The sequence below is a fragment of the Bosea sp. AS-1 genome (assembly GCF_002220095.1).
GTDB lineage: Bacteria > Pseudomonadota > Alphaproteobacteria > Rhizobiales > Beijerinckiaceae > Allobosea.
Window position 1 is genome coordinate 3,007,709 of sequence record NZ_CP022372.1, and the last position, 25,738, is coordinate 3,033,446.

Here is a 25,738-nt window from a genome sequence, read left to right on the forward strand (position 1 = left end):
CGGGCAGTTTTCTTTTGCGCCTCGTATCCTACTCAGTGGCCCTTGCCGGGCGCTGCCGTCATCCGATCGACCCAGGCGATGCCGATGGCCGACAGGATAAAGACCACATGGATCAGCGTCTGCAGCAGTACGCCTGATTCGGTGTAATTGGTCGTCCGGCCGAGCCCGCCGATATTGCCGGCCTCGATGAAGGTCCTGAGCAGATGGATCGACGAGATGCCGATGATCGCCATGGCAAGCTTGATCTTCAGGATGCTCGCATTGACGTGGCTCAGCCATTCCGGCTGATCGGGATGGCCTTCGAGACGCAGACGCGAGACGAAGGTCTCGTAACCGCCGACGATCACCATGATCAGCAGATTCGAGATCATCACCACGTCGATCAACCCCAGCACGACCAGCATGATCTGCTGCTCGCTGAAGTCGAAGGCGTGGGTCACCAGATGCCAGAGTTCCTTGAGAAACAGAAAGACATAGACGCACTGCGCAATGATCAAGCCGAGATAAAGCGGCAATTGCAGCCAGCGCGAGCTGAAGATGAGGAACGGCAACGGTTTCATCGGATTATAGGCCGCAGGGTCGCGGGAATGGCCGCCAGGTTGCGCCATGGTCGTTTCTTCGTCCTTCATAGGCAGGATGCGGATTATGTGCAGTGCAGCGCTAGATGGCGAGAGAATCGTCGATGCGCAACCCGTTTGCCCATGAGAAACGACAGCGAAGCCACAATCACGTGACGACTAAATTATGCCGAGATCGCACGCTAGTCTTCCATCAGGGCCGACAGATCGGTAAGTTGAGATCCAGCCGGGGGAGCAGGCGGAGTTCCACTCCCGTTGGAGAACAAAGGAGTTTCGTCATGATCAAGTCTCTCGTCGTGGCAGCAGCGCTGGCCGGCGGAGCCCTCTTGGCAATGCCGGCTTCGGCCGCCCCGCTTGCGGCGGCCGGCTCGGCGCCGGCCGTCACGGAGAGCGCCAGTGCGCTGGTGCAGAACGTCCAATGGCGCCGCTACGGCTACGGTCCGCGCTATTACGGCTACCGTCGCGGCCCAGCGGTCGGTGCCGGCATCGCTGCCGGCATCATCGGTGGCGCGCTCGCCGCAGGAGCGCTGGCCGCTCCGCCGCCGCCGCCGGTCTACTACGAGCCGGCGCCGGTCTATGTCGCGCCGCCGGTGGTCTATGCTCCGCCCGTGCCGCGCGCCTATGGCTACAGCGCTGCAGACACCGATGCGGTGGCGTATTGTTCGCGCCGGTTCCGCAGCTACAACCCCGAAACCGGGACCTATATCGCGTCCGGCGGCGTGGTTCGCGCCTGCCCCTGACAGCGCCCGACAATTCGGTCGGAAATCATTGGCTCCCCGCAGCAATGCGGGGAGTTTTCGTTTGCGGTGGAAAGCGGCTTGCCATGCCGACGGCGATCCCGCTTATCCTGCGGCCTGCCTCAGATCGGAGCCTCTCGTGCGTATTGCCACCTGGAACGTGAATTCGGTCCGCCAGCGGCTCGGCCATTTGCTGGACTTCCTGAAGGAGGCGGAGCCGGATGCGCTCTGCCTGCAGGAGATCAAATGCCTCGATGCCGACTTCCCGCGCGCCGAGATCGAGGCGGCCGGCTGGCAGGTCGAGACGCATGGGCAGAAGACCTTCAACGGCGTCGCGATCCTGAGTCGAAGCAAGCTCGAGGACGTACGCAGGGGTCTGCCCGGCGACGATGGCGACGAGCAGGCGCGCTACCTTGAAGGCGTATTGCCATTCGGGTCAGGCGTGGTGCGGCTGGCCTCGATCTATCTGCCCAACGGCAACCCTCCCAATACCGAGAAATACCCCTACAAGCTCGGCTGGATGAAGCGGCTCGCAGCCCATGCCCAGATGCTGCTGCAGCTCGAGGAGCCGCTGGTTCTAGCCGGCGACTACAACGTCATTCCCGAGCCGCGCGACGCGCGCGACCCTGGGGCCTGGGTCAGCGATGCGCTGTTCCTGCCACAGACCCGCGCCGCCTTCCGGGACCTTCTGGATCTCGGGCTCACCGACGCCTTGCGCGCCACGACCGACGCTGGCGGGCTCTATACCTTCTGGGATTATCAGGCCGGCGCCTGGCAGCGGAACAACGGCATCCGCATCGACCATCTGCTGCTGTCGCCGCAAGCGACCGACCACCTCGCCGGCGTGCAGATCGCCAAATATGTCCGCGGCTGGGAAAAGCCATCGGACCATGTTCCGGTCATGATCGAGCTGAACTAGCGTCGGTCGCCATACCCTCGTGAGGTATGGCGATTCAAGGCAGCCAATCAGTGCTGTGAATCGGGGCGAGCCGTCCCGGCCGTGGCAAGCTGCTGGCGCTCGACAAGTGCCATGGCCGCTGAACGATCGGCCGCAGAGGCCGCGGCAAAGGCCGCATCGTGCCGCTCGATGATCCAGGCCTCCCTAACCGGGTCGGCGCCTTCACGGGCCATGGCGAGCCACATCAGGCCGAGAACGGGGTGACGAGGCACGCCCTCGCCGCCGCGCAACAGCATCTCGCCGAAGGCCGCACGAGCCGGCGCATGCCCCTTCTCGGCCGCGAGCTTCATCCAGCGCGCAGCCTGGCGGGCATCGCGCGTCGTGCCCTGCCCCTTCATGTAGAGCCGCGCCAAATTGTACTGCCCATCCGGATCGCCGAAATAGGAGGCGGCATAATGGAACATGTCGAAGGCGCGATCCGGGTTGGGCTTCACATAGCTGCCCTTGATCCCGTCGGCGAAATAGCTCCCGAGCGCCACGAAGGCGCTGCCGACCATACGGCCGGCCGCCGTGCCGGGAGCGGCGTCGGCGTTCTCATCCGCGATCTTCGAGAAATACTCGAAAGCCTTGAGATCATTGGTTGGGACGCCATCACCACCGGCATACATCCGGCCGAGCTTGTACTGCGCAGTCAGATGCCCCTGCGAGGCGGCGTATTCGAGCGCACGAACGGCGCCAACCTGATCGCCAGCGGAGGAGTCCCGCATCCAGGCTCGCAGCGCATCGCGCGCACTGCTGAACGGCACGAGAGGCAACGCGCTATGAGCAGTCGGCGTTTTCGGCGTCGGAGCGACAATGGCGTCGTCAGGCCCGGCGGCATGCGGCGAATCCGGCTCCGGCAGGGCGATTCCGGGAATCGGCCTTGGCGGCAGCGGTGGCTGCCCGTTGGCAAAGTCCTGTGCCCGAAGAGCCTGCGGCGCGCCGAGCAACAGCAACATGCATGCTATGGTTACGTCAGATATCCGCATAGCAATGGGTTTCGCCCGCCCTTCCTGGGTGAGTCAGGGCACCGCCTCCGGCAGGGCCGAGCTTGCGCGCGTCCTTCAGCCGCGCTTCGGTATGATCGTCAGCCTTCCTCAGCGTCCGACCATCACGACGCTCTCCAAGTTCGGCATCAGAAAGGCGGACTGTGAGCTTTCCTGTGGTGGCGTCATATTCAGACGACAGGACGGCGCGAAGCAGGGAAACGCCAGCCGAACCCGCGTCGATCGCAAGGCCCGGCTCCCCCCACTCGTCGAACACACGCGTATTCATCGCCACTCGTCCTGTCCCCCCAGACTGGCACGGCCGGAACCTGCCATGTCGACCGGGGCCGCTGCAACGCCGACCCTGAAACCCCGTCCCGCCCCGCTGGATGGCGCCGGCAACGGCACGACGTTTCAATTTGTCTATATCTCAAAGACTTAATGTGCCCTTTTGCTGGGCGTCCTTTGTGGCGGCTTCGCGGCGAGCGCGTGCATCCACCGGCCCGCCAGAGCGTTCCCGTCACAGTGTTGCAGCGATGTCACGAAAACTTCGGCGCCGAAAACCGGCGTGCGTCAGAGCACCATCGGCAAGACGAAGAATCCACCGACCACGATCGCGAGCAGGGTCAGCGCGGCCATGGGCAGGTGCTTCTCGATGAAGATGCGGATGTCGTCGCCGTAGAAGCGTAGCGCCAGCGCGATCATCAGGAAGAAGCTCGCCCGCGAAACCACCATGCCGACCGTGAACTTCCACAGGTCGAAATGCAGGAAGCCCGACATGATCGTGACGATCTTGAACGGGATCGGCGTCAGCCCCTTGGTGACCAGCACCCAGAACCAATAGTCCTGCGAAGTCGCGATGAGATGGGCTGCCTTTTCCTGCAGGCCGTAGATGCCGATCAGCCAGGCGCCGAGCGAGTCATAGAGCAGGAAGCCAATGCCGTAGCCGACATAGCCGCCGAGCACGGCACCGAGCGAGCAGATACCGGCATAGAACAGGGCGCGATCCGGCCGGGCGATGCACATCGGCAGCAGCAGCGGAATCGGAGGCAGCGGGCTGATCGAACTCTCGACGAAGGTCAGCGCAAACAGCAGCCAGGGCGCAGCCGGGTGCGAGGCGTAGGAAACACACCAATCATAAGCTCGTTTGAGCATGATTCTTGCTCTGCCGATCCTGTCTGCCGCCACTGTGTGCATGGCGGAACTGCGCCGTGCGCATCTAAACGATGTCCGGGGGAGAAGGCGAGTCTTCTCTCCCGGAAGGGTCAATTTGACGACAAGCTCGTGGCCGCAATGCGGTGGCGGCTCAGGCCAGCCGCGTCAGCGCCTCCGCAATCTTCAGCTTGCGCGCTTCTGCCGCAGCCTTGCGATCACGGTTCTCCTCGACGATCTCCTCCGGCGCGCGCGCCATGAAATCGGGATTGCCGAGCTTCTTCTCGACGACCGCGATATCCTGGTCGAGCTTGGCCAGTTCCTTGGTCAGGCGCGAACGCTCGGCATCGAGATCGATCAGCCCGGCAAGCGGCAGAGCGGCCACTTCGCCACGCACGATGATCTGCGCCGACTGCGCCGGAGCCGCGGCCTCGAAAGCGATATCGGAGACGCGCGCGAGGCGCTCGATCATCGGCCGCCAGCCCTCGATCGTCGCTCGCGTCGCCGCCGAGGCGTTGACGAGGACGAGCGGCGCCTGGGTGCCGGCCGGGACGTTGACCTCGGAGCGCACCGAACGGATGTCCGAGATAAGGTCGATGACGAAGCCGATCTCGGCTTCCGCCGTGGCGTCCTTGAGCGCCGACAAGTCGGGCCAGCGGGTCAGGCAGACCAGCGCGGCGTCGCCCTCCGCCAGCTTGCGTGGGGCACCTGCCTCGGCCTTCTGCGCCCAGAGCTCCTCGGTCAGGAACGGCATGAACGGATGCAGCAGCTGGCAGATCAGGTCGATGACATAAGCCACCGTCGCCTGCGTCTCGGCCCTGGTGGCAGCATCGACGCCCTCCCCCTGCAGCACGGGTTTTGCGAGTTCCAGATACCAGTCGCAGAACTGGTTCCAGACGAAGCGATAGGCTGCACCGGCCGCCTCGTTGAACCTGAAGGTGGGGATTCCGGCGGCGACCTCCTCGGCCGCCTGGGCGGCCTCGCTGAGGATCCAGCGGTTGAGCGGCTGCCTGACCGCGGCCGGGTCGAAACCTTCCGCGCGCACGCATCCGTTGATCTCGGCGAAGCGCGCCGCATTCCAGATCTTGGTCGCGAAGTTGCGATAGCCCTCGACGCGGGAGGTCGCGAGTTTGATGTCGCGTCCCTGCGCCGCCATGGCGGCGAGCGTGAAGCGGAGCGCATCGGCGCCGTACTGGTCGACGAGCGTCAGCGGGTCGATGACGTTGCCCTTCGACTTCGACATCTTCGCGCCCTTCTCGTCACGGACGATGGCGTGGATGTAGACGTCGTGGAACGGCACCTCGTCCATGAAGTTGAGGCCCATCATCATCATCCGGGCGACCCAGAAGAAGATGATGTCGAAGGCGGTGACCAGCGTCGCCGTGGGGTAGTAGCGCTTCAGCTCGGGAGTCTCCTCCGGCCAGCCTAGCGTCGAGAACGGCCAGAGCGCCGAGGAGAACCAGGTGTCGAGCACATCCTCGTCACGCCGGAGCTCGACCGTGTCGCCGTAATGACCGACGGCCAGCGCCTGCGCACCAGCCTCCGACTCGGCGACGAAGACCTCGCCGTCCGGCCCATACCAGGCCGGGATCTGGTGCCCCCACCAGAGCTGGCGCGAGACGCACCAGGGCTCGATGTTCTCCAGCCAGTCGTAATAGACCTTCGTCCAGTTCTCAGGCGTGAACTTGGTGCGTCCATCCTGCACGGCCTTGAGCGCGCGCTGCGCCAGCGGCTTGACGTCGACATACCACTGGTCGGTGAGCCAGGGCTCGATGACGACGTCTGAGCGGTCGCCATGCGGGACGGTGTGCCCATGCGGCTCGATCTTGGCGAGGAAGCCGCGCTCGGCCATCAGCGCAACGACGCGGCGGCGTGCCACGAAACGGTCGAGCCCATCGAGCGCCAGCGTCTCGGCCTCGGGCATCGCCCCGGCGAGGAAGTCCTCGTTGCCGGCGAGCGTGATGCGCGCTTCGCCGTCGAGGATGTTGACGACGTCGAGCTGATGGCGCTTGCCGACCTCGAAGTCGTTGAAATCATGCGCCGGCGTGATCTTGACCGCGCCTGTTCCCTTCTCAGGGTCGGCATAGTCGTCGGGCACGATCGGGATGACGCGGCCGACCAGCGGCAGAACGGCCTTGCGGCCGATGAGATGGCCGATCGTCGCATTGTCGGGATGCACCGCGATGCCGGTGTCGCCCAGCATCGTTTCCGGACGCGTGGTCGCGACCGTGATGAAGGTCGAGGCATCGTCCGAGTTATAGGCCGCGCCCTCGAGCGGGTAATTGAAATAGTAGAGATGGCCGTTCGGATCGCGGCTCAGCGCCTTGTCGAGCTTGGCTGCGTCGAAGGGTTCCTCGCCGCCGCGCTGCCATTTGAAGCTACCGGTCTTCTCGATCTGCAGAACCTCGAGGTCCGAGATCGCGGTCTGAAACTTCGGATCCCAGTTCACCAGACGCTTGGCGCGGTAAATCAGCCCCTGCTTGTGGAGGCCGACGAAAACCTTGAGGACGGCGGCGCTGAGCCCTTCGTCCATGGTGAAGCGCTCGCGCGACCAGTCACAGGAGGCACCGAGACGGCGGAGCTGGTTGACGATGGTACCGCCGGACTCCTCTTTCCACTTCCAGACCTCGGCGAGGAAGGCTTCGCGGCCCATGGAACGGCGATCGGTCTTGTTCTCGGTGGCAAGCTTGCGCTCGACGACCATCTGGGTCGCGATACCGGCATGATCGGTGCCGGGCTGCCAGAGCACATCCTTGCCCCGCATGCGCTCGAAGCGGCAGAGCACATCCTGCAGGGTGTTGTTGAGGGCGTGCCCCATATGCAGCGAACCGGTGACGTTCGGCGGTGGGATCACGATGCAATAAGGCTCGGCCCCGGGCGCGGCGCCCCTGCCCGCTTTGAAGGCTTGCGCCTCATCCCAGGCCTTGCTGATCCGGGCCTCGACGGCTGCCGGCTCGAAAGTCTTGTCCATCATCGCATCGCTCGAACGCAGAAAGGCCGGGGAACCTGCCCCGGCCGGAAAATCACTGGCCAAAAGGTCTCGCCGTCTTAAGAGCGCATGCGAAGGGCACGCGTCAACGTTTTCGATGACATCCCACTCACGGCGACCGTCAAACCGTACTCGGGCGAGGCTCGATCACTGAGCAGAGAGACTGATCCAGAATGCGGAAACCGGCGTCGGGGCGCCGGCAGAATCGGCATCACTCGAACGCCACAGGGAACCTCGAGCGTCGCGAATGGTTGCAACGGCAGGTCAGCGAAGGGAGAACGGCATGCCGCGCAATGATCGGGATCGCGCACGGGCGCAACGGGACGCCTTGAGGGCGGCGACATGAAACTGCTGGTGCACGCCCTCGGCGCCTGGGTCACGGTCGAAGCCGCGTCGGGTCGCTATCCGCGCCCGCTGGCAATTGGCTTGACGATGCTGGTCTCCCGCCTCGGCGCGCCAACCGCTGCGCTCGCTCTGGCGGGCTTCGCCCTCAAGAGACTCGATGAGGCCGGCGCTTTCGAGGGGTTGCGGAAGCCGGTACGCCGGACAAGCACCCGCACGCGCCGCCTTGTGAAATCCAGTTAGTTGCGGCCGCCGCGCGCGACCCGCTCGATCTCAGCCCGCACGAGGCGCTCGACCATGGACGGCAGATTGTCGTCGAGCCACGTCTTGAGCATCGGCTTGAGCATATCCTTGACCAGATCCTCCAGCGTGCGGGCATTGTTGCTGAGCACGGTGTTGGCAAGCTGCCCGAAAGCACTGGTGACGGCAGAGCTCGCCTGATCCGACAGGAGGCTGGCCATGTCGACAGTCTGCAAGGCCGGTTCCGGCCGGGCGGCTACGGCAGGCGTCGGTTCGGCTGGAGCGACTGCCGCGGGCGCAGCCGGCTCCTCGGGTTCCTCGGCCTCGCGGAAGTCGACGTCAGACTCGGTCTCAGCTTCAACTGGAACGGCGGGAGCGGGAACCGGTTCGACGGCCGGGGCCGCAACGAAGGCCGCTTCCGTCCCGAGATCCAGAACGTCATCGTCGAGAGAAGCCGCCTCCGGCTCGGGCGCGGGGGTCTCTGCCTCGGCTTCTGCCGGCTTGGCTTCATCGTCGGAAATGATCCGACGGATGGAGGCCAAGATCTCCTCCATCGACGGTTCATTGGGCTTGGCTTGCGCGTTCATGGCAGTCCGGACCGTTGGGCACCGCGCGCGCCGATGGAATCAACGCCGCTCCACAGCGCAGTATTCCATGAGACTCCGGCCAGACAAGGCGGCAAAGCCTTCCCCCACAGGAGAAACCGGCGCTGTTGCCCTTGAGTCCCAGATGCGCCAGCGCTCTACCGCGCCGGCGCCCGACCAGTGCGGCTCAGCGACCGTCCGGGGTCTGCGTGCCCCAGAGCTTGTCCTTGACCTGATCGTAGTGCTGCCGCGCGTCGTAAGTCGCGGTCTTCAGCCTCAGCGTCTGCGCCGAGAGCTTGCCGACTGCCGAGAGCACGGCATAAGAGGCGACAACGCGGTCGCGCTGCGCCGTGACCAGCGTAGAACGGGCGCTCACCAGTTCCTGCTGGGCGTTGAGGACGTCAAGCGTGGTCCGCTGGCCGACCTTGGCCTCCTCGCGCACACCGGCCAGTGCGGTCGATGCTGCCTCGACCTGCGCCTGGGCCGCAACGATCTGCGCCTTCGCCGCCTCGAGACCGCCCCAGGCCGAAATGACCGCGGCGCGTACCGTGTCGCGCTGTGTGTCGACCTCGATCCGGCGCTGTCCGGCCGTTTCCTTGGCCTGGCGCGTCCGAGCGTAAATCTGCCCGCCTTCATAGATCGGGATGGTCAGCGCGCCGACGATGCTCGCCGACAGGCGATTGTCACCATAATACTGGCTGTCGTAACGCCGCTGCACCGAACCGGTGATGCCGAAGGTCGGGCCGAGATCGGCTTCCGTGACCTTCACCTGCAGCTCGGCCACGTCCACGCCGTGGAGCGCGGCAACGATCGCCGGGTGGTTGGAAAGCGCCTGGTTGAGCGCCGTCGGCAGCGATTTCGGCAACAGGCTCTCGACCGGGCGGCCGGGGGCCAGAGAACGCGGCTCGATGCCGACGTTCTGGCGATAGCGCGCCACCGACGTCTTCAGATTCGATTCGGCGAGAATCGCCTGCGACTGGGCCGAGGACAGGCGCGCTTCGGCCTGCGCGACGTCGGTGCGGGTGACTTCACCGACTTGAAATCGATCGCGCGTCTGGCGCAGCTGCTCCTCGAGAACCTCGACGTTGTTGCGATTGAGATTGAGGATAGCCGTGTCGCGCAGCACGTTCATATAGGAGGTCGCGGCGTCGAGCAGCACATTCTGCTCGGTATTGCGCAACGTCTCGCGCGCGCCCAGCACCTGCGATTCGGACTGGCTGATCGCGCTGCGGGTCTTGCCGGAATCGAAGATGTTCTGGGTGACCTGGACGCCGGCACCGCGCGGCGCAAGGCGCGAGTTGATGCTGGCGTGGTAGGGCGACGTGCTCGCGAAAGCCGGAACTTCCGACTGGGTGATGCTGGCACCGATATCCGCCGAGGCGGTGATCTTGGGCCGATAGCCGGCGCGCGCCTGCGGAACATTTTCATCGGTGGCGCGTACTGAAGCACGCTGGGCATTCAGAGTCGGATTGCCGGAATAGGCCCGTGCCAGCGCAGCGTCCATCGTCTGCGCGGCCGCGGACCCGCTACCGGCCAGCAGTACTGCCAGGACGGTGCCGACCCCGTATCCGAAAGCCTTCTTGTCGATTCGTCTTTCCACAGGACGCCTCTCGTGCGCACTACAAGTCGCGCCCAGGCATCGCCCCAGCCTCGGCAGAAGTGATCATTTGTACCTGTCCCGGAGCCATCCGCCAACAGCAGTAGGGGCTCCCGAACAGGTTTCCGTGAGCAGGTGCCGCAAAAATGCGACACTGCGACATCAGAAAACGAAGGCCGGAGGGCGCCGGAATTCGGCGAGTTCAGGCGCCGCGGCATCGAAAACGGTCCGTCCGGCGACTACCTCGCCCGACTTCTGGTAGAGTTTCACGCGGGCGGAACGTCCGATCCCCTCCACCACGATCAGGCGCCCTTCCTGCCGCAGCAGCGAAAACAGATTCTTCGGCTCGACCTCGCAGGCGCCGCTCACCAGAATCGCATCGAAGGATCCTTTCGCGGGCTCCTTCTCGGCGATCGCAACCCGGCTCCCGGCTGCGGTCAACGCGGCGACAGCCAGCCCGCGCGCCGCGTCATCGGGCTCCCACAGCGTCGCCTTCATGCCCATCCGGTCCATCAGCGCGGCGCCGTAGCCAGTGCCGCCGCCATATTCGAGTGCATCCTCGCCCGGCTGAAGATCGAGCACCTGGATCATGCGCGCGATCACCATCGGGGTCATCAGCGCCCGCCCGGTGCCGGGCAACTCGATCGACTGGTCGAGATAAGCCAGATAAGCCAGATTCTCCGGCACGAAGACCTCGCGCGGAACCTCGTCCGCCGCCGTCAGCACGGCCCGGTCCGTGACGTCATAGGTCCGCAACTGGCAGTCGACCATGTTGCGGCGAAGCCCGGTGAAACCTTGCATGCCTTGAACTCTCCGTCTGCACCGCCGCCCGGCCGCAGCTTCGAGGCCATCTCGCCAGAAGCCCGGCACGGCAGCGCCGCTCATGGCAGCTTTCTGTTCGAGCGCGGCGCAAAAGGCAAGCGGCCTCGCTTGCGCCCAACGCATCCCGCGCCCTTCCGCACAGGCGGCACCGTGCGACAAGGCCCGGCAGCAGCCAGAAAACGAAAGGGCCCGGCGGATGTCGCGCCGAGCCCTCGAATTCGCTGGCTCCCGGAGCAGGATTCGAACCTGCGACCAATCGATTAACAGTCGATTGCTCTACCGCTGAGCTATCCGGGAACGGTGGCCGGGGTAATAGCGGCGTGATCCGGACTGCGCAAGCCCCTTGTGACGGCAAAACACATCTTCATGCTGCGGGAGCGAAACATGCTCTGGCGGGTTGCGGCGCGGTCGGCTTGTGGGTATAGGCGCTGTCGCGAGAGCGGCTCTGCCGCCTTCGCCGGAAGGCCTCGTGGCGGAGTGGTTACGCAGAGGACTGCAAATCCTTGCACCCCGGTTCGATTCCGGGCGAGGCCTCCAAATTCTCCCTAGAACCGATCGCTGTGCTCCGGAGTTTGTGACCGGAGAAAGGGCATGCGTGTCGCGTCGCACGGCACGATTCCGTTTCGCCTGTCGTGCGCACTGACGAGCTCCCATGACGAAACGCAGCCTGCACTGGTTCCGGGACGATTTGCGGCTCGCAGACAACCCCGCGCTCTGTTGGGCGGCGGAATCGGAAACCGTTTACTGCGTTTACATTTTGGATGAAGGCAGCAGCCGCAGGCCGCTCGGCGGCGCATCGCGTTGGTGGTTGTCACGCTCGCTCGATTCCCTGTCTGCCGCTCTGGCGCGCAAGGGTGGCCGGCTTGATGTGTTGCGTGGAGATCCGGCAATACTCCTGCCGACCTTTGCAGAAGCCACGGCCGTCGAGCGCGTTACCTGGAATCGCCGCTATGATGCCGCTTCCATCGCGCTGGACATGCAACTCAAGGAGCGGCTCTCGGAGACCGGCATCGAGGTCAGGAGCTTCAATGGCAGCCTGCTGAACGACCCCTGGCAGATCACAAGCCGGGTCGGCCAGCCGATGAAGCTCTTCACGCCCTATTGGCGCGCGGCGCGCGAGCGCGGCGAACCCGCACCAGCCTTACCGGCACCCGCCCGCATTCCCGCCGCCGTGCGACCTGTTTCCCTCGAGAACGAGATACTTGGGCTGGAAGAACTCGCCCTTGAACCGACCAAGCCAGATTGGGCTGGCAGTCTGCGGCAAAGCTGGACGCCCGGCGAAGACGGTGCGCGCAAAAGGCTCGACAATTTTCTCGGCGAATCTCTTGGCGGCTACGCCGAAGGGCGGGACAGGCCAGATCGCCTCTCGACCTCGCGGCTGTCACCGCATCTGCGCTTCGGCGAGATCAGCCCTCGTCAGATCTGGCATGCTCTGGGAATCGCGCGCGAAACCGGGGAGGCTGCAGGCACCGCCGCCGATGCCGACAAGTTTCTGTCGGAACTCGGCTGGCGCGAATTTTCCTACCACCTGCTTTTCCACAATCCCGCGCTCGCCACCCGCAATTACGACGAGCGCTATGATTCCTTTCCGTGGCGACCGGATGCGGTGGCCTTGCGGCGCTGGCAGGCCGGTCAGACTGGGTTTCCGCTGGTCGATGCCGGCATGCGCGAGCTCTGGACGACCGGTTGGATGCACAACCGCGTGCGAATGGTCGTGGCTTCTTTCCTGATCAAGCACCTCTTGCAGGATTGGCGTGCCGGCGAAGCCTGGTTCTGGGACACGCTGGTCGATGCCGATCCGGCCAACAATGCCGCGAGCTGGCAGTGGGTGGCAGGTTCCGGGGTCGATGCCGCGCCTTATTTTCGAATCTTCAATCCCGTAACGCAGGGCGAAACGCACGATCCGGATGGAAGCTACATCCGGCGATGGGTGCCGGAACTGGCAAAGCTCTCCAGCAAGGATATCCATCAACCTTGGAGAGCCTCGCCCGAGGCGCAGAGAGAAGCGGGCGTCCGAATCGGCGAGACCTACCCTGCCCCGCTGATCGACCTCGCTTTCGGGCGCCAGCGCGCGCTTGCCGCCTTTTCGACGATTCGCAATCGCTGATTCCGATTCAGCTCTGGCGCCGCGCTAAGTGGCCAATCAGCGCGAAATACACCGGATAGGGCAATATCCGAGCCACCTTCAGCATCCAGGCGAGGCGGCGCGGGAACGTGATCTCGAAGCCCCCGCGCTCAAAACCGTCGACGATTCGTCTGGCGCCGTCCTCTACGCTCATCAGGAAAGGCATGGCAAAGCGGTTGCGCCGCGTCATCGGCGTATCGACGAAGCCCGGATTAACCAGCTGTAGCCGAATCCCCATGCGTCGAGAATCCAGATACAGGGCCTCGCAAAGATGGATCGCTGCCGCCTTAGAGGCTCCATAAGCAGCCGCGCTGATCACGCCGCGATAGCCGGCGAGCGAGGCATTGACGGCGATCTGCCCCCGCCCTCGCGTCATCATGCGCCCCAGCGCCGCCGACAACCCTTTGGCGACACCGAACAGATTGATCCTCATTGCCAGCTCGACACCCTCCAGATCGACCGGGCTACCCTTCGTACCGGGGGCGATTCCGGCATTGAGAAAAGCCAATGCGATCGGGCCATGGATGCTTTCGATGGCCTCGGCGAGGCCCTCCATTCCTTGTGCGTCGGTCACGTCGCCGACATGGGCGACGATTCGTCCAGATAACCCTTCCGCTTCGCGCGCGACGGCTTCAAGCGCCTCCACCCTGCGGGCGGTGATCGCGACCGTCCAACCGCGCCGCGCGAGCTCGATCGCGACAGCCGCCCCGATTCCGGAGCTTGCGCCTGTGATCCAGGCGACGCCGTCCTGCGGTTTCATGCGTGGCAAGGACATCGCGGCGCCCCGGTTCATCGTCCCTCCCCTCTAGAGGCTAGCAGGCAGGGTCAAAAGCGGCGGGCCGCCCCCATCCCCGCTATCCTTGTTCTGCTCCCCCACCCGCGCCTGCCTGCTACTCGCCAGAGGAGTGGCACGGCGCCGAGGATCGGTGCAGTCTGGGCGGCGAAAGATTATCGCAACGAGATGACGAGCCGATGCCGACCGAACTGCTGTTCCGCCAGGATGCCTATCTGAAGGAGACGCCCGCAACGGTCGAGGCCATCAACGAGCGTGGCGGCATCATCCTCGACCGGACCATCTTCTATGCGACCGGCGGCGGCCAGCCTGGCGATGCCGGCACACTGCGCCGCGCCGACGGCAGCGAGATCGCAATCGGCACGACGATCTATGACCCGGAGGACAAGAGCCGCGTCATCCACGTCCCGCTCGAAGGGCAGTCGGCGCCCGAGCCGGGCGAAGCGGTAACGGCAGTCCTGGACTGGGAGAAGCGCTTCAAGCGGATGCGCATCCACACCGCGCTCCACCTGCTCAGCGTCGTGTTGTCCTATCCCGTGACCGGCGGCTCGATCGGCGACGGCGACGGACGGCTCGACTTCGACATCCCCGAGGGCGGTCTCGACAAGGCCGAGGTGGCGGAGAAGCTCAACGCACTCGTCGCCCGCAACGCCGATGTTAGCGAGCGCTGGATCACCGACGAGGAGCTCGACGCCAATCCGGGCCTCGTCAAGACGATGTCGGTGAAGCCGCCGCGTGGTTCCGGGCGGGTCAGGTTGGTCGCCATCGGCGACATCGACCTGCAGCCCTGCGGCGGAACCCATGTGCGCAATACCGCCGAGATCGGCCTTGTCGCCGTCACCGACATCGAGAAGAAGGGCAAGCAGAACCGGCGCGTACGGATCGCGCTGGCCTGAGCCTCAGAACGAGACCCGGATACTCCAAGGACATCCCATGGCCCGCGAAGACGTTTTCGTTTCCACCGAATGGCTCGCCGAGCGCCTCGACGCGCCGGATATCGTCGTGGTCGACGGTTCCTGGTATCTGCCGGCGCAAGGGCGCGACGGGGCGGCGGAGTATGCCGCGCGGCGCATCCCGGGCGCCGTGCATTTCGACCTCGACGCCATCAAGGATACGCGCTCGCCCCTACCCCACATGCTGCCGCCGCCGAACGAGTTCGCAGCGGCCGTTGGCGCGCTCGGCATCGGAGACGGCATGCGCATCGTCGTCTATGACGGGCTCGGCTTCTTCTCGGCACCGCGCGTGCGCTGGACCTTCAAGGTGTTCGGTGCAGGCGACGTCGTCATCCTGGACGGCGGCTTGCCGAAATGGCTGGCCGAAGGGCGGCCGGTCGAGGAGGACGCGCCGCGGCCGCGCAAGCCGCGCAGCTTCACCGCCCGTCTCGACAACGGCGCGGTCGCCGACGCCGACGATGTCGCCCGCGCTACGGCCTCCAAGACCATCCAGGTCGTTGATGCGCGAGCCGCCGACCGCTTCCGCGGCGAGGCGCCGGAACCCCGCGCCGGACTGAAGTCGGGTCATATCCCAGGCTCGCTCAACCTGCCTTCCTCGCAGCTCGTTTCCGACGGAAGGCTGAAGGAGCCGCAAGAGATCACCAGACTGTTCCAGGAGGCCGGCGTCGACCTCGACAAGCCATCGATCATGAGCTGCGGTTCGGGCGTCTCGGCGGTGATCCTCTCGACCGCGCTCGAGATTGTCGGCAAGCCGGCCAAGGCCATCTATGACGGCTCCTGGTCGGAATGGGGCGCAGGCGAGCGGCCCGTCGCCACCGGCCCGGCAAAGCTGGACTGATCGAAATTGATCCTGAGTCCTTCCTGGAAAGGGCTCAGGATGCTCCAGCAAGGAGACCGCCATGAGCCACGATCACTCCCATGATCATCAGCATGAGCATTCTCATGAAGAACCGCGCTGGAAACATGACGGCGTACGGGTGATCACTGGCGACAAGCTCGACCCCAACACGGCACAAACTCCCGGCATGTTCCGGCAGGCGGCGATCAACCATGCCCGCGTCGGCGCGCAGAAGATCTGGGCTGGGACGGTCGCGATCGAGCCCAACGCCAAGACCGGTGTGCACCATCACGGCGAGCTCGAAAGCGTGATCTATGTGGTGAGCGGCAAGGCCCGCATGCGCTGGGGCGAGCGCCTGGAATTTGTCGCCGAGGCCGGCCCGGGCGACTTCATCTACGTTCCGCCCTTCGTGCCGCACCAGGAGATCAACGCCGATCCCGAGAACCCGCTGCAATGCGTGCTGGTGCGCTCCGACAACGAGGCGGTGGTGGTCAACATCACCGATGTCGATCCGGTCGAGAAACCCGAAGAGGTTTACTGGGTCGACCCGATCCACAAGCACCCGCACGGGTGAGCGGGGCTCGCGGCAAGCCCTTAGCCTTTCTCGAAATCGCCCGGCTGTGGCGGGGCGATCGGAGTGAAGAGCGTTCGGTCCGGCTTGATGTCGAGGAGCGGCGTCTCGTCGAGGCAATCGAGCCCGCGCACCAGCAACACGGACCCCTCGCGCGCCACGAGCGCCGCGATCGATGTGCCGATCGGATTGGGCCTGACCGGCGTCCGCAAGGCGAAGGTGCCGTAAGTCTCGCCGTTATTGGCCGGGCTCTGGCGGACGAGATCGCGACGCGACTGATGCAGCCAGTACAGCACCTCCAGCCGCTCGAAACGCTCGATGCCGTCGAGCGCATGGTCCCAGGGCGCGAACAGCTCGATGCGGCAGATCGGCCCGTCCGCCCTGCCCTGGCGCGGGCAGGTCAACCGCGAGGTCCAGGGCGTGCGGATGGCGCCGATGAAGACGAGGCCGGCATCGGTCGCCTGCGGCGGTGCGACGGCTACCTCCCTGTCGCGGATTTCGTTCTCCCGGACCATGGCGATCAGTCGATCGCGATCATCACGTCGGAGGCCTTGACCACGGCATAGGCCTCCTTGCCGACAGCCAGGCCGAGATCGTCCACTGCTGCATTGGTGATCGAGGCGGTGACGACCGCGCCGCCGATGTCGATGCGGACATGGGCCGTGGTGGCGCCCTTGGTGATCTCGACGATCTTGCCCTTGAGCTGGTTGCGCGCGCTGATCTTCATCGTGGTCCTCGCGTTTTCGATACATCGTTCATGCGGTCGCCGGCTGTCCTTGACTTACCGGCACCCGCGCGGCAACCATCGCTATATCCATCGATATACAACGACAAGCACAGTGAGGAACAGCATGATGAAGCGCCGGACGCTGCTGGGGATGGGCCTGGCGCTTGCCATGGGTCTGCCCCCGACTTTCAACGCTGCCCAGGCGCAGACGAAGGAGCTGGTGATCTTCGCCGCGGCAAGCATGAAGAATGCGCTCGACGAGGCCGCCGCCAACTGGGTCAAGGAAAGCGGCAAGCCTGCGCCAAAAATCTCCTATGCCGCCAGCAACACGCTCGCGAAGCAGCTCGAGAACGGTGCGCCCGCCGATCTCTTCGTCTCGGCCGATCTCGACTGGATGGACTATGCGGCGAGCAAGAACCTGATCAAGCCGGACACGCGCGTCAGCTTGCTCGGCAACAAGATCGTGCTCGTCGCCCCCAAGGATTCGACCGCCGCGATCGAGCTGAAGCCGGGTGTCGACCTCGCCACCGCGCTGGGCTCCAATCGCCTCGCCATGGGCAATGTCGATTCCGTCCCGGCCGGCAAATACGGCAAGGCCGCGCTGGAGAAGCTTGGCGCGTGGGACAAGGTGAAGGACAAGATCGCGCAGGCCGACAACGTCCGCGCGGCGCTGCTGCTCGTCTCGCGCGGCGAGGCGCCGCTCGGCATCGTCTATGCGACCGATGCCGCCGCCGACCCGCAGGTCAAGGTGGTCGCGGCCTTCCCGGAAGGGTCGCATCCGCCGATCGTTTATCCCGTCGCCGTCACCAAGGATTCGAGCAATCCCGACGCGCAGGCCTTCCTGACCTATCTGCGCAGCCCCACCGCCAAGCCGGTCTTCGAGAAGCAGGGCTTCACCGTCCTCAACAAGCCCGCCACCTCGTCGTGAGCTGGCCGGCTTGAGTCACTGGCTGACGCCCGAAGAGTGGACGGCGGTCAGGCTGAGCCTGATCGTCGCCACCACCGCCATGCTGGCGAGCCTGCCTCTCGGGCTCGCCGTCGCGCTTCTGTTGGCGCGGGGGCGCTTCTGGGGCAAGTCGCTGCTCGACGCGGCGGTGCATCTGCCATTGATCCTGCCGCCGGTCGTGACCGGCTATCTGCTGCTCGTCGGCTTCGGCCGGCGCGGGCCGATCGGCCAGTTCCTCTATGACTGGTTCGGCATCGTCTTCTCCTTCCGCTGGACCGGCGCCGCGCTGGCCTGTGCAGTGATGGGCTTTCCGCTGATGGTGCGGGCGATCCGGCTCTCGATCGAGGCCGTCGACCGTAAGCTGGAGGCTGCCGCCGGAACGCTCGGCGCCAGCCCGGTCTGGGTCTTCCTCGTCGTGACGCTACCGCTCTGCCTGCCGGGGATCATCGCCGGCATGATCCTGTGCTTCGCCAAGGCGATGGGCGAATTCGGCGCGACGATCACCTTCGTCTCGAACATTCCCGGCGAGACGCAGACCCTGCCCTCGGCGATCTACACCTTCACCCAGGTTCCCGGCGGCGAGACGGGCGCCATGCGGCTGACGCTCATCTCCATCGTAATCTCCGTCGCCGCTCTGTTTCTGTCCGAATGGATGGCGCGGCTGGTCGGGCGGCGGATCGCGATCGAATGACGGCGCCCGTCCTCGACATCGCCGTCCGACGCCGGCTCGGCGATTTCCTGCTGGATACCACCTTTCAATCGCAAGGTCGGCTGACGGCGCTGTTCGGCGCGTCGGGCTCGGGCAAGACTTCGCTGGTCAATGTCATCGGCGGGCTGGTCCGTCCCGAATCCGGCCATGTCCGCGTCGAGGGCGAGACGCTGGTCGATACCGGGAGAGGCATCGTGCTGCCGCCGCATCGGCGCCGGCTGGGCTATGTCTTCCAGGAAGCGCGGCTGTTTCCACACCTGACCGTGCGGCAGAACCTGCTCTTCGGCCATTGGTTCGTGCCCCGTGCCGTCCGCAAACCGGCCGATCTCGACATGGTGCTGGACCTGCTCGGCATCGGCCATCTGCTGAAGCGCAGGCCCGGCGCGCTGTCCGGCGGCGAGAAGCAGCGCGTCGCCATCGGCCGGGCGCTGCTGGCGCAGCCGCGCCTGCTGCTGATGGACGAACCGCTTGCGGCACTCGACGAGGCGCGCAAGGCTGAGATCCTGCCGCATATCGAACGGCTGCGTGACGAAGTCGGCATCCCGATCGTCTATGTCTCGCATTCGCTCGCCGAAGTGGCGCGGCTTGCAACCACCGTCGTCGTCGTCGAGGCCGGGCGGATCGCCGCTTGCGGGCCAACGGCCGAAATCCTCTCGCGCATCGACCTCGCCTCCCGCCCCGGCGCACCGGAGGCGAGTTCGGTTCTGTCCGCCGAGGTCAGCGGCTTCGACGAGGCGTTCGGCCTGGCAAGGCTGGCGACACAAGCGGGAAAGCTCGTCATCGCGCGCGGCACATTGAAAGCCGGACAGCATTTGCGCGTCCGGATCATGGCGAGCGATGTCATGCTCAGCCTCGCGCCGCCCGAAGGCACCAGCGCCCTCAACGTCCTGTCGGGTACGATCACCGAGATCGGCCAGCGGACCGGGGAAGGCGGCAGCACCGTGCATCTGCGACTCGACTGCCGCGGCGAGACATTGATCGTGCGGCTGACCGCAAAATCAGTGGCGAGCCTGGGGCTCGCTGTCGGCAAACCGGTCTTCGGCATCATCAAGAGCGTTTCGGTCGAGACGCCGTAAGGCGCACGCACGGCTCCTTGCAAAAAACACATGACCACAACCTTGACCTTCCCATAATGGGAAGCCCCATATGAATCGTCATCACAGTGAATGGAGACGGCGATGACGGTCATCGACAGGGCGAAGAACGAGCTGGCAACGCTCGACATGGGCGTGGAAGGCATGTCCTGCGCGAGCTGCGTCGGCCGCGTCGAGCGCGCCATCGCGGCCGTGCCGGGCGTCGAGGCCGTTTCGGTCAATCTCGCGACGGAGCGGGCGCATGTGACCTTCGCCAAGGGCAGCGATGTCGTGAAGCGGATCGAGGATGCAGTCCGTCAGACCGGTTATCAGCCCCTCGAGCAAACGGTCGATCTGTCCGTCACGGGCATGACCTGCGCCTCCTGCGTCGGCCATGTCGAGAAGGCCTTGCGCGGTGTGCCAGGCGTCGTCGAGGCCACGGTGAACCTCGCTACCGAGCGCGCCAGCATCAAGGCCGTAGCTGGCGGCGATCTCGTTCCCGAGATGGTGAAGGCTGTCGAGAAGGCGGGTTACGAGGCAAGCCCGGTGAAACCCGATGACGGGCATGCGGCAGGCCAGCACGACCACATGGCGATGGTGAAGGAGGAAGAGCAGGCAAGATTGCTGCGCTCGGTCATTCTCGCCGGCGTGCTGACGATCCCGTTGCTGGTGATCGAGATGGGCAGCCACATGGTTCCTGCCCTGCATCACTGGCTTGCTGGCACTTTCGGCGAATGGAATCTCCGCCTCTTCTCCTTCGTGCTCGCCACCATCGTGATGTTCGGGCCGGGGCTCGTATTCCTGCGCAAGGGCTTCCCGGCCTTGGTGCGGGGTGCTCCCGACATGAACACGCTGGTCATGCTCGGCGCTGGCGCGGCCTGGCTCTATTCGAGCGTCGCGACCTTCCTGCCCGGCCTGCTGCCGGAAGGAACGGCGCTGACCTATTTCGAATCGGGCGCCGTCATCGTCACGCTGATCTTGCTCGGCCGCTGGTTCGAGGCGCGTGCCAAGGGCCGCACCGGAGCCGCGATCCGCAGCCTGATCGCGCTGCAGCCGAAGACCGCGCGCGTCCTGCGCCATGGCAGCGAGGCCGATATCCCGGTCGACGAGGTGAAGCTCGGCGATACCGTCATCCTGCGGCCAGGCGAACGCGTCCCGGTCGATGGCGAGGTCACGGAAGGTACCTCCTTCGTCGATGAATCGATGATCACCGGCGAGCCCGCCCCGGTCCGCAAGGAAGCCGGCAGCCTCGTCACCGGCGGCACCGTCAACGGATCGGGCGCACTCAGTTTCACCGCCCGCAAGGTCGGCAGCGATACGCTACTCGCGCAGATCGTGCGGACCGTTCAGGCCGCGCAGGGCGCCAAGCTGCCGATCCAGGCCGCGGTCGACCGCATCACGCTCTGGTTCGTGCCCGCGGTGATGGGCGTCGCGCTCCTGACCTTCCTGGCCTGGCTCGCTTTCGGCCCAAGCCCGGCGCTATCCTATGCGCTGGTCAATGCGGTCGCGGTCCTGATCATCGCCTGCCCGTGTGCGATGGGCCTTGCCACGCCGACCTCGATCATGGTCGGCACGGGTCGCGGCGCCGAACTCGGCATCCTATTCCGGCAGGGCGATGCGCTGCAGGCGCTGCGGGATGTGCAGGTCGTCGCACTCGACAAGACCGGCACACTGACCAAGGGCAAGCCAGAGCTGACCGATATCGAGCCGGCCGAGGGCTTCGACGTGAACGAGGTGCTGCGCCTGATCGCCTCGGCAGAGAATCGTTCCGAGCACCCGCTGGCGCTCGCCATCGTCACAGCGGCGAAAGACAGAGCCCTCGCGCTCGCCGAGCCGGCTGATTTCGCCAGCGATGCAGGTCGCGGAGTCACCGCCACCGTTGCGGGCCGACGCGTTGCCATCGGCGGCCATAGGCTGCTGGAGCAGCTCGGCATCGACGTTTCAACCTTCGCTGGCCGCGCTCAGGCGCTGGCCGAGGCCGGCAAGACACCGCTCTATGCCGCTGTCGATGGCAGGCTGGCAGCCGTCATCGCCGTCGCCGACGCCATCAAGGAGACCACGCCGGCTGCGATCGCAGCACTGCACCAGCTCGGCCTCAAGGTCGTGATGGTCACGGGCGACGACAAGCGCACCGCCGCCGCCGTGGCCCGCCAGCTCGGCATCGACGAGGTCCGGGCGGAAGTGCTGCCGACCGACAAGGCCGACGTCGTGAAGGCCCTCCAGAAGGGCAGTGCGAAGGTCGCCTTCGTCGGAGACGGCATCAACGACGCACCTGCCCTCGCCCAGGCTGATGTCGGCATTGCCATCGGTACCGGCACCGACATTGCCATCGAGAGCGCCGATGTCGTGCTGATGTCCGGCGACGTGATGGGCGTACCGCGCGCGATTGCGCTGTCCAAGGCGACGATCGCCAATATCCGCCAGAATCTCGCCTGGGCGTTCGGTTACAACGCAATCCTGATCCCGGTCGCAGCCGGCCTGCTCTATCCGCTCTGGGGGGTGCTGCTCTCGCCGGTTTTCGCCGGGCTCGCCATGGCGCTGTCGAGCGTGAGTGTGCTGACCAACGCACTGCGACTGCGGCGCTTCAAGGTGGAGGCCTGAGATGAATATCGGTGAAGCCTCGTCCCGCTCGGGCGTCAGCGCCAAGATGATCCGCTATTACGAGAGTATCGGGCTGATCACACCGCCCGCGCGGACCGCCGCCCAATACCGGGTCTATGCCGATGACGACGTGCACACGCTGCGTTTCGTCCGGCGAGCGCGCGATCTCGGCTTCTCGTTGGAGGAGACGCGCGAGTTGCTGGCGCTCTGGCGCGACCGCAGCCGCGCCAGCGCCGATGTGAAGCAGCTTGCCATGGCCCATATCCGCGACCTCGAGGCAAAGGCGGCTGAACTCAAGGCGATGGCCGACACGCTCCGGCATCTGGCGGCGCATTGCCATGGCGACCATCGGCCCGATTGCCCGATCCTCAGCGATTTCGCCACCCAGCCCCTCCTTGCCGAAAAGGCTTGAGACGCCGCTCCGCCATGCGCCCGGCGTCTGGACGCGGGGCGGGAGGCTTGCTCATATGCGGCCGCGTGGCGTCGAGTCAGAGGTAACCACCGTTTCCGATGGGTCGATGCCTCCCAAGGGGATAGATCGCCATGACGCGCCGCAGCGGCGCGCCGCGATCCGACAAGGCATTAGATCATGGACAATCGAAACGATCTCTGGCGGCACGTCGATGCGAACAAGGAGCGTCTGATCGCTCTGAGCGACCGGGTCTGGGGCATGCCCGAGGTCTGCTACACCGAGAAGCGCTCGGTTGCTGAGCATGTCGCAGAGCTGAAGCACCAGGGCTTCCGTATCACCGAGAACGTCGCCGATATCCCCACCGCCGTGATCGGCGAGGCGGGCGAAGGCGGCCCGGTCATCGCCTTCCTCGGTGAATACGACGCCCTGCCCGGCCTGTCGCAGGAGGCCGGCGTCGCGGAGCACAAGGAGATCGAGACCGGCGGCCACGGCCATGGCTGCGGCCACAATCTGCTCGGCTCCGCCGCCATGCTCGCCGCGGTCGCGATGAAGGACTGGCTGGCCGAGAACAAGATTCCCGGCCGCGTGCGCTATTACGGCTGCCCAGCCGAGGAAGGTGGCGCTGCCAAGGCCTTCATGGTGCGCGCGGGCGCCTTCGACGACGCGGATGTCGCGATCTCCTGGCACCCGTCGAGCTTCTGGGAGGTGGCGCCCGCGCTTGCGCTCGCCAACACCCGCGCCGACTTCGTCTTCACCGGCCGCGCCTCGCACGCTGCCGCCGCGCCCCATCTCGGTCGCTCGGCGCTCGACGCCGTCGAGTTGATGAATGTCGGCGTCAACTACATGCGTGAGCATATGCCGAGCGATGCGCGCGTGCATTACGCCCTGCTCGACACCGGCGGCATCGCCCCCAACGTCGTGCAGGCCCATGCCCGGGTCCGCTACTCGATCCGTGCCCGCGACCTGCGTGGCATGCTCGAGCTCGTCCAGCGCGTGAAGAAGATTGCCGAAGGCGCTGCGTTGATGACGGAAACCAAGATGGAGATGCGTATCGTCAGCGCCGTTTCGGACCTCCTCGCCAACACGCCGCTCGAAGAGGCGATGCACAAGGTGATGGACGATCTCGGCCCGCCGCATTTCGACGACGCCGACAAGGCCTTTGCCGAGGACATCCGCAAGACCCTGTCGCCGCAGGACATCGCCGCGATCTGGCGCACCGTCGGCATGCAGGATACCGGCACGCCGCTGGCCGACTTCCTGGTGCCGCGCGATGCCAAGCGCAATCCGGCCATCGGCTCGACCGATATCGGCGATGTGAGCTGGGCCGTGCCGACCGTGCAGGCCCATGCGCCGACCGTCGCGCTCGGCACGCCGTTCCACACCTGGCAGGTCGTGGCGCAGGGTAAACAGCCCGCGGCGCACAAGGCGATGGTCCATGTCGCCAAGGCGATGGCTGCAACCGGCGCCGCCGTGCTGAGCGACCCCGCCCTGATGGCGGCCGCCAAGGCCGACCACAAGGCGCGCCTCGGCAAGGAAGGCTACACCTCTCCGCTGCCACCCGAAGTCAAGCCGCCGCTGACGATGTCGCTGGGCTGAGCTCCGACGGACAGAAGCTGCGGTCCGGTTTCGCGACCGGGCTGCGGCCTCGTGATCCGGATTCCGGGAGGTCGCGAATACCGGCGGCGTGCTGGTCTCGTCCGCAGGATGGGCGCCCCGGCGAGGCAAAAGGAAGGCTCGAGGAACAGCCGCCATTTCGAGCGAGAAGGTCGCTAAGTTATTGACCTTTCCGGGAAAGCCTTTCGCTCAAAAATAAGTCAGTAATGCTACCCTTTTCCCCTTGCGGGAGACACGGGCCGCCCCTATCTAGAGTGCAGCGCAGCAGAGATGTTGCGCCGCCCTCCTTGGGCGTTTCCTCCCTAGACTTGGGCTGCGCTCCGCGCGGCCCTTTTTTCTTTCCGGCTCCTGATCACGTCGAATCGGCTTCCGTCCCGGGAGGTTGCCGCGGGCAAATGCTCGAAGGGATCATTCGACCTCTGCTGCTTCCTCTTCGTCGAGCACGGTCCGCGCCACCGCGAAACTGAAGCCAAGGCGCGCCAGCACTGCGAGATCGCGCTGACGCGAGGCAGGATCGTTTTGCGCCTCATCCCGACGGCGCCAACGTCCGAGGCGCTTGCGGCGTGCCGCGATCCGCGCAGCAGCCAGTTCCGTGTCCGTACCGGTATCCGACATCTCGGCAGCCAGCTCGCGCTCCACCCCCTTCGCGGCGAGCTTGCCGGCCACAGCCCGGCCAGAGAGGCCCTTGCGCCGCAGGGTTGCGGCCCGCGCTTCCGCGAAACGGCGATCGTCGACGAGTTGGAGGGCGACGCATTGTGCCACGACCTCGTCGAGCAAGGCGGTATGGAGCGATGGCTCTTCGCCATGGTGGCGGCAGCTCACCGCGATCTTGCGGGCCAGAACCTTGCGCAACTGGGCGGCAGGCACGGAATAGCGCTCGAGATAGTGCAACGCCGCGCGACGCAGATACGCGGCCGTTATCCGGCGCGGTGCGCGGGCGGTCCGGGGGCCCGGCTCTCGCGAAGCCGATTGATCCGCCATGCTAGTCCGCCACCGGCTTCGAGCGACCGGCCTTGATGCCGGATCGGCGCTCCTTCGAGGCGAGCCTTCGCTCCTTCGAGGCCTTGGTCGGCTTGGTCGCGCGGCGCATCTGCGGGCGCACGGCCGCGGCCCGAATCAGCTCCAGCAGGCGTTCCACGGCCTCCTCCCGGTTGCGCTTCTGGCTGCGCTGCGCCTGCGCCACGATGACGATCACCCCATCCTGCGTCAGCCGACTGCCCGCAAGCTTCATCAACCGGATCGCGACCTCGTTCGGCAGCGACGGCGAGCGGCGCGCATCGAAGCGGATCTGCACTGCGCTGGAGACCTTGTTGACGTTCTGGCCGCCGGGACCAGAGGCGCGCACGAAGCTTTCCTCGATCTCGCTCTCGTCGATCGCAATGGAGGGGGTGACTTGAATCATAGGAGGAGGC

The 25,738-nt window shown here is 65.7% G+C and carries 26 protein-coding genes and 2 tRNA genes; 14 read left to right on the forward strand and 14 right to left on the reverse strand.

Annotated elements, in window-relative coordinates; translation table 11 throughout:
- Positions 1 to 32 precede the first annotated feature (32 nt).
- Positions 33 to 608: a TIGR00645 family protein gene (locus CE453_RS16095; protein ID WP_089177936.1), complete on the reverse strand. Its 576-nt coding sequence runs from the start codon at positions 606 to 608 to the stop codon at positions 33 to 35.
- Positions 609 to 856: 248 nt separating this feature from the next.
- On the opposite strand from CE453_RS16095, the gene CE453_RS16100 reads away from it, so the two are divergent.
- Both CE453_RS16100 and xth read left to right on the forward strand, forming a co-directional pair.
- Positions 857 to 1,318 carry a BA14K family protein gene (locus CE453_RS16100; RefSeq protein ID WP_089175508.1) on the forward strand — a complete coding sequence of 154 codons (462 nt, stop codon included), beginning with the start codon at positions 857 to 859 and terminating at the stop codon, positions 1,316 to 1,318.
- A gap of 136 nt (positions 1,319 to 1,454) precedes the next feature.
- Positions 1,455 to 2,234 (forward strand): exodeoxyribonuclease III, encoded by a 780-nt coding sequence (gene xth, locus CE453_RS16105; RefSeq protein ID WP_089175509.1) that lies wholly within the window; start codon positions 1,455 to 1,457, stop codon positions 2,232 to 2,234.
- 47 nt (positions 2,235 to 2,281) lie between these two features.
- On the opposite strand, the gene CE453_RS16110 is transcribed toward xth, so the two are convergent.
- The 4 genes from CE453_RS16110 to CE453_RS16125 all read right to left on the reverse strand — a co-directional run bounded on the left by CE453_RS16110 (position 2,282) and on the right by CE453_RS16125 (position 7,364).
- The gene (locus CE453_RS16110; RefSeq protein ID WP_089175510.1) at positions 2,282 to 3,211 is read right to left on the reverse strand and encodes a tetratricopeptide repeat protein; all 930 of its coding nucleotides are present in this window, start codon (positions 3,209 to 3,211) and stop codon (positions 2,282 to 2,284) included.
- A 16-nt stretch (positions 3,212 to 3,227) separates the two neighbouring features.
- Positions 3,228 to 3,527 (reverse strand): hypothetical protein, encoded by a 300-nt coding sequence (locus tag CE453_RS28650; protein WP_157733066.1) that lies wholly within the window; start codon positions 3,525 to 3,527, stop codon positions 3,228 to 3,230.
- 284 nt (positions 3,528 to 3,811) lie between these two features.
- Positions 3,812 to 4,393: a YqaA family protein gene (locus CE453_RS16120; protein WP_089175512.1), complete on the reverse strand. Its 582-nt coding sequence runs from the start codon at positions 4,391 to 4,393 to the stop codon at positions 3,812 to 3,814.
- 151 nt (positions 4,394 to 4,544) lie between these two features.
- Positions 4,545 to 7,364, reverse strand: a complete 2,820-nt coding sequence (locus tag CE453_RS16125; RefSeq protein ID WP_089175513.1) for a valine--tRNA ligase — start codon at positions 7,362 to 7,364, stop codon at positions 4,545 to 4,547.
- A 357-nt stretch (positions 7,365 to 7,721) separates the two neighbouring features.
- Here CE453_RS16125 and CE453_RS16130 point away from each other — a divergent pair, with 357 nt between their 5' ends.
- Positions 7,722 to 7,964 carry a hypothetical protein gene (locus tag CE453_RS16130; RefSeq protein WP_089175514.1) on the forward strand — a complete coding sequence of 81 codons (243 nt, stop codon included), beginning with the start codon at positions 7,722 to 7,724 and terminating at the stop codon, positions 7,962 to 7,964.
- On the opposite strand, the gene CE453_RS16135 is transcribed toward CE453_RS16130, so the two are convergent.
- The 4 genes from CE453_RS16135 to CE453_RS16150 form a co-directional block, all read right to left on the reverse strand.
- Complete coding sequence (locus tag CE453_RS16135) at positions 7,961 to 8,548, reverse strand: PopZ family protein (RefSeq protein WP_089175515.1); 588 nt, start codon at positions 8,546 to 8,548, stop codon at positions 7,961 to 7,963. The two genes, CE453_RS16130 and CE453_RS16135, sit on opposite strands and share 4 nt — an antisense overlap.
- A 184-nt stretch (positions 8,549 to 8,732) precedes the next feature.
- A complete protein-coding gene (locus CE453_RS16140) occupies positions 8,733 to 10,145 on the reverse strand; it encodes a TolC family outer membrane protein (RefSeq protein WP_248307759.1) in 1,413 nt (470 codons plus the stop codon).
- Positions 10,146 to 10,304: 159 nt separating this feature from the next.
- A complete protein-coding gene (locus CE453_RS16145; protein WP_157733067.1) occupies positions 10,305 to 10,943 on the reverse strand; it encodes a protein-L-isoaspartate O-methyltransferase family protein in 639 nt (212 codons plus the stop codon).
- A gap of 243 nt (positions 10,944 to 11,186) precedes the next feature.
- Positions 11,187 to 11,261, reverse strand: a tRNA-Asn gene (locus tag CE453_RS16150).
- 166 nt (positions 11,262 to 11,427) lie between these two features.
- Between CE453_RS16150 and CE453_RS16155 the strand changes: the two genes are divergently transcribed.
- Both CE453_RS16155 and CE453_RS16160 read left to right on the forward strand, forming a co-directional pair.
- Positions 11,428 to 11,501, forward strand: a tRNA-Cys gene (locus CE453_RS16155).
- Positions 11,502 to 11,616: 115 nt separating this feature from the next.
- Positions 11,617 to 13,071: a cryptochrome/photolyase family protein gene (locus CE453_RS16160; RefSeq protein ID WP_089175517.1), complete on the forward strand. Its 1,455-nt coding sequence runs from the start codon at positions 11,617 to 11,619 to the stop codon at positions 13,069 to 13,071.
- 7 nt (positions 13,072 to 13,078) lie between these two features.
- On the opposite strand, the gene CE453_RS16165 is transcribed toward CE453_RS16160, so the two are convergent.
- Positions 13,079 to 13,882, reverse strand: coding sequence for an SDR family NAD(P)-dependent oxidoreductase (locus CE453_RS16165; RefSeq protein ID WP_248307760.1), 804 nt, complete (start codon positions 13,880 to 13,882; stop codon positions 13,079 to 13,081).
- Between the two features lie 179 nt (positions 13,883 to 14,061).
- On the opposite strand from CE453_RS16165, the gene CE453_RS16170 reads away from it, so the two are divergent.
- The 3 genes from CE453_RS16170 to CE453_RS16180 all read left to right on the forward strand — a co-directional run bounded on the left by CE453_RS16170 (position 14,062) and on the right by CE453_RS16180 (position 16,247).
- The gene (locus tag CE453_RS16170) at positions 14,062 to 14,778 is read left to right on the forward strand and encodes an alanyl-tRNA editing protein (RefSeq protein ID WP_089175518.1); all 717 of its coding nucleotides are present in this window, start codon (positions 14,062 to 14,064) and stop codon (positions 14,776 to 14,778) included.
- A 37-nt stretch (positions 14,779 to 14,815) separates the two neighbouring features.
- Entirely contained in the window at positions 14,816 to 15,673 is an 858-nt protein-coding gene (gene sseA, locus CE453_RS16175) for a 3-mercaptopyruvate sulfurtransferase (protein ID WP_089175519.1), read from the forward strand.
- A gap of 61 nt (positions 15,674 to 15,734) precedes the next feature.
- Positions 15,735 to 16,247 carry a cupin domain-containing protein gene (locus tag CE453_RS16180; RefSeq protein ID WP_089175520.1) on the forward strand — a complete coding sequence of 171 codons (513 nt, stop codon included), beginning with the start codon at positions 15,735 to 15,737 and terminating at the stop codon, positions 16,245 to 16,247.
- Positions 16,248 to 16,267: 20 nt separating this feature from the next.
- On the opposite strand, the gene tsaA is transcribed toward CE453_RS16180, so the two are convergent.
- Both tsaA and CE453_RS16190 read right to left on the reverse strand, forming a co-directional pair.
- Complete coding sequence (gene tsaA / locus CE453_RS16185) at positions 16,268 to 16,759, reverse strand: tRNA (N6-threonylcarbamoyladenosine(37)-N6)-methyltransferase TrmO (RefSeq protein ID WP_089175521.1); 492 nt, start codon at positions 16,757 to 16,759, stop codon at positions 16,268 to 16,270.
- A 5-nt stretch (positions 16,760 to 16,764) separates the two neighbouring features.
- A complete protein-coding gene (locus CE453_RS16190; protein ID WP_089175522.1) occupies positions 16,765 to 16,971 on the reverse strand; it encodes a TOBE domain-containing protein in 207 nt (68 codons plus the stop codon).
- Positions 16,972 to 17,095: 124 nt separating this feature from the next.
- On the opposite strand from CE453_RS16190, the gene modA reads away from it, so the two are divergent.
- From modA to CE453_RS16220, 6 genes are all read left to right on the forward strand, one after another.
- The gene (gene modA, locus CE453_RS16195) at positions 17,096 to 17,899 is read left to right on the forward strand and encodes a molybdate ABC transporter substrate-binding protein (protein ID WP_089175523.1); all 804 of its coding nucleotides are present in this window, start codon (positions 17,096 to 17,098) and stop codon (positions 17,897 to 17,899) included.
- Positions 17,900 to 17,909: 10 nt separating this feature from the next.
- Entirely contained in the window at positions 17,910 to 18,608 is a 699-nt protein-coding gene (gene modB / locus CE453_RS16200) for a molybdate ABC transporter permease subunit (protein ID WP_089175524.1), read from the forward strand.
- Positions 18,605 to 19,702 carry a molybdenum ABC transporter ATP-binding protein gene (modC, locus tag CE453_RS16205; RefSeq protein WP_089175525.1) on the forward strand — a complete coding sequence of 366 codons (1,098 nt, stop codon included), beginning with the start codon at positions 18,605 to 18,607 and terminating at the stop codon, positions 19,700 to 19,702. Before modB ends, modC begins: the two co-directional genes overlap by 4 nt.
- Positions 19,703 to 19,804: 102 nt before the next feature.
- Positions 19,805 to 22,300, forward strand: coding sequence for a heavy metal translocating P-type ATPase (locus CE453_RS16210; RefSeq protein WP_089177939.1), 2,496 nt, complete (start codon positions 19,805 to 19,807; stop codon positions 22,298 to 22,300).
- Position 22,301: 1 nt separating this feature from the next.
- Positions 22,302 to 22,712, forward strand: coding sequence for a Cu(I)-responsive transcriptional regulator (gene cueR, locus CE453_RS16215; RefSeq protein WP_089175526.1), 411 nt, complete (start codon positions 22,302 to 22,304; stop codon positions 22,710 to 22,712).
- A 177-nt stretch (positions 22,713 to 22,889) separates the two neighbouring features.
- Positions 22,890 to 24,308 carry a M20 family metallopeptidase gene (locus CE453_RS16220; protein ID WP_089175527.1) on the forward strand — a complete coding sequence of 473 codons (1,419 nt, stop codon included), beginning with the start codon at positions 22,890 to 22,892 and terminating at the stop codon, positions 24,306 to 24,308.
- 426 nt (positions 24,309 to 24,734) lie between these two features.
- Here CE453_RS16220 and CE453_RS16225 read toward each other — a convergent pair whose 3' ends face one another.
- Together CE453_RS16225 and arfB are read right to left on the reverse strand one after the other, a co-directional pair.
- Complete coding sequence (locus CE453_RS16225) at positions 24,735 to 25,307, reverse strand: regulatory protein RecX (RefSeq protein ID WP_089175528.1); 573 nt, start codon at positions 25,305 to 25,307, stop codon at positions 24,735 to 24,737.
- Between the two features lies 1 nt (position 25,308).
- Positions 25,309 to 25,728 carry an alternative ribosome rescue aminoacyl-tRNA hydrolase ArfB gene (gene arfB, locus CE453_RS16230; protein WP_089175529.1) on the reverse strand — a complete coding sequence of 140 codons (420 nt, stop codon included), beginning with the start codon at positions 25,726 to 25,728 and terminating at the stop codon, positions 25,309 to 25,311.
- Positions 25,729 to 25,738 lie beyond the last annotated feature (10 nt).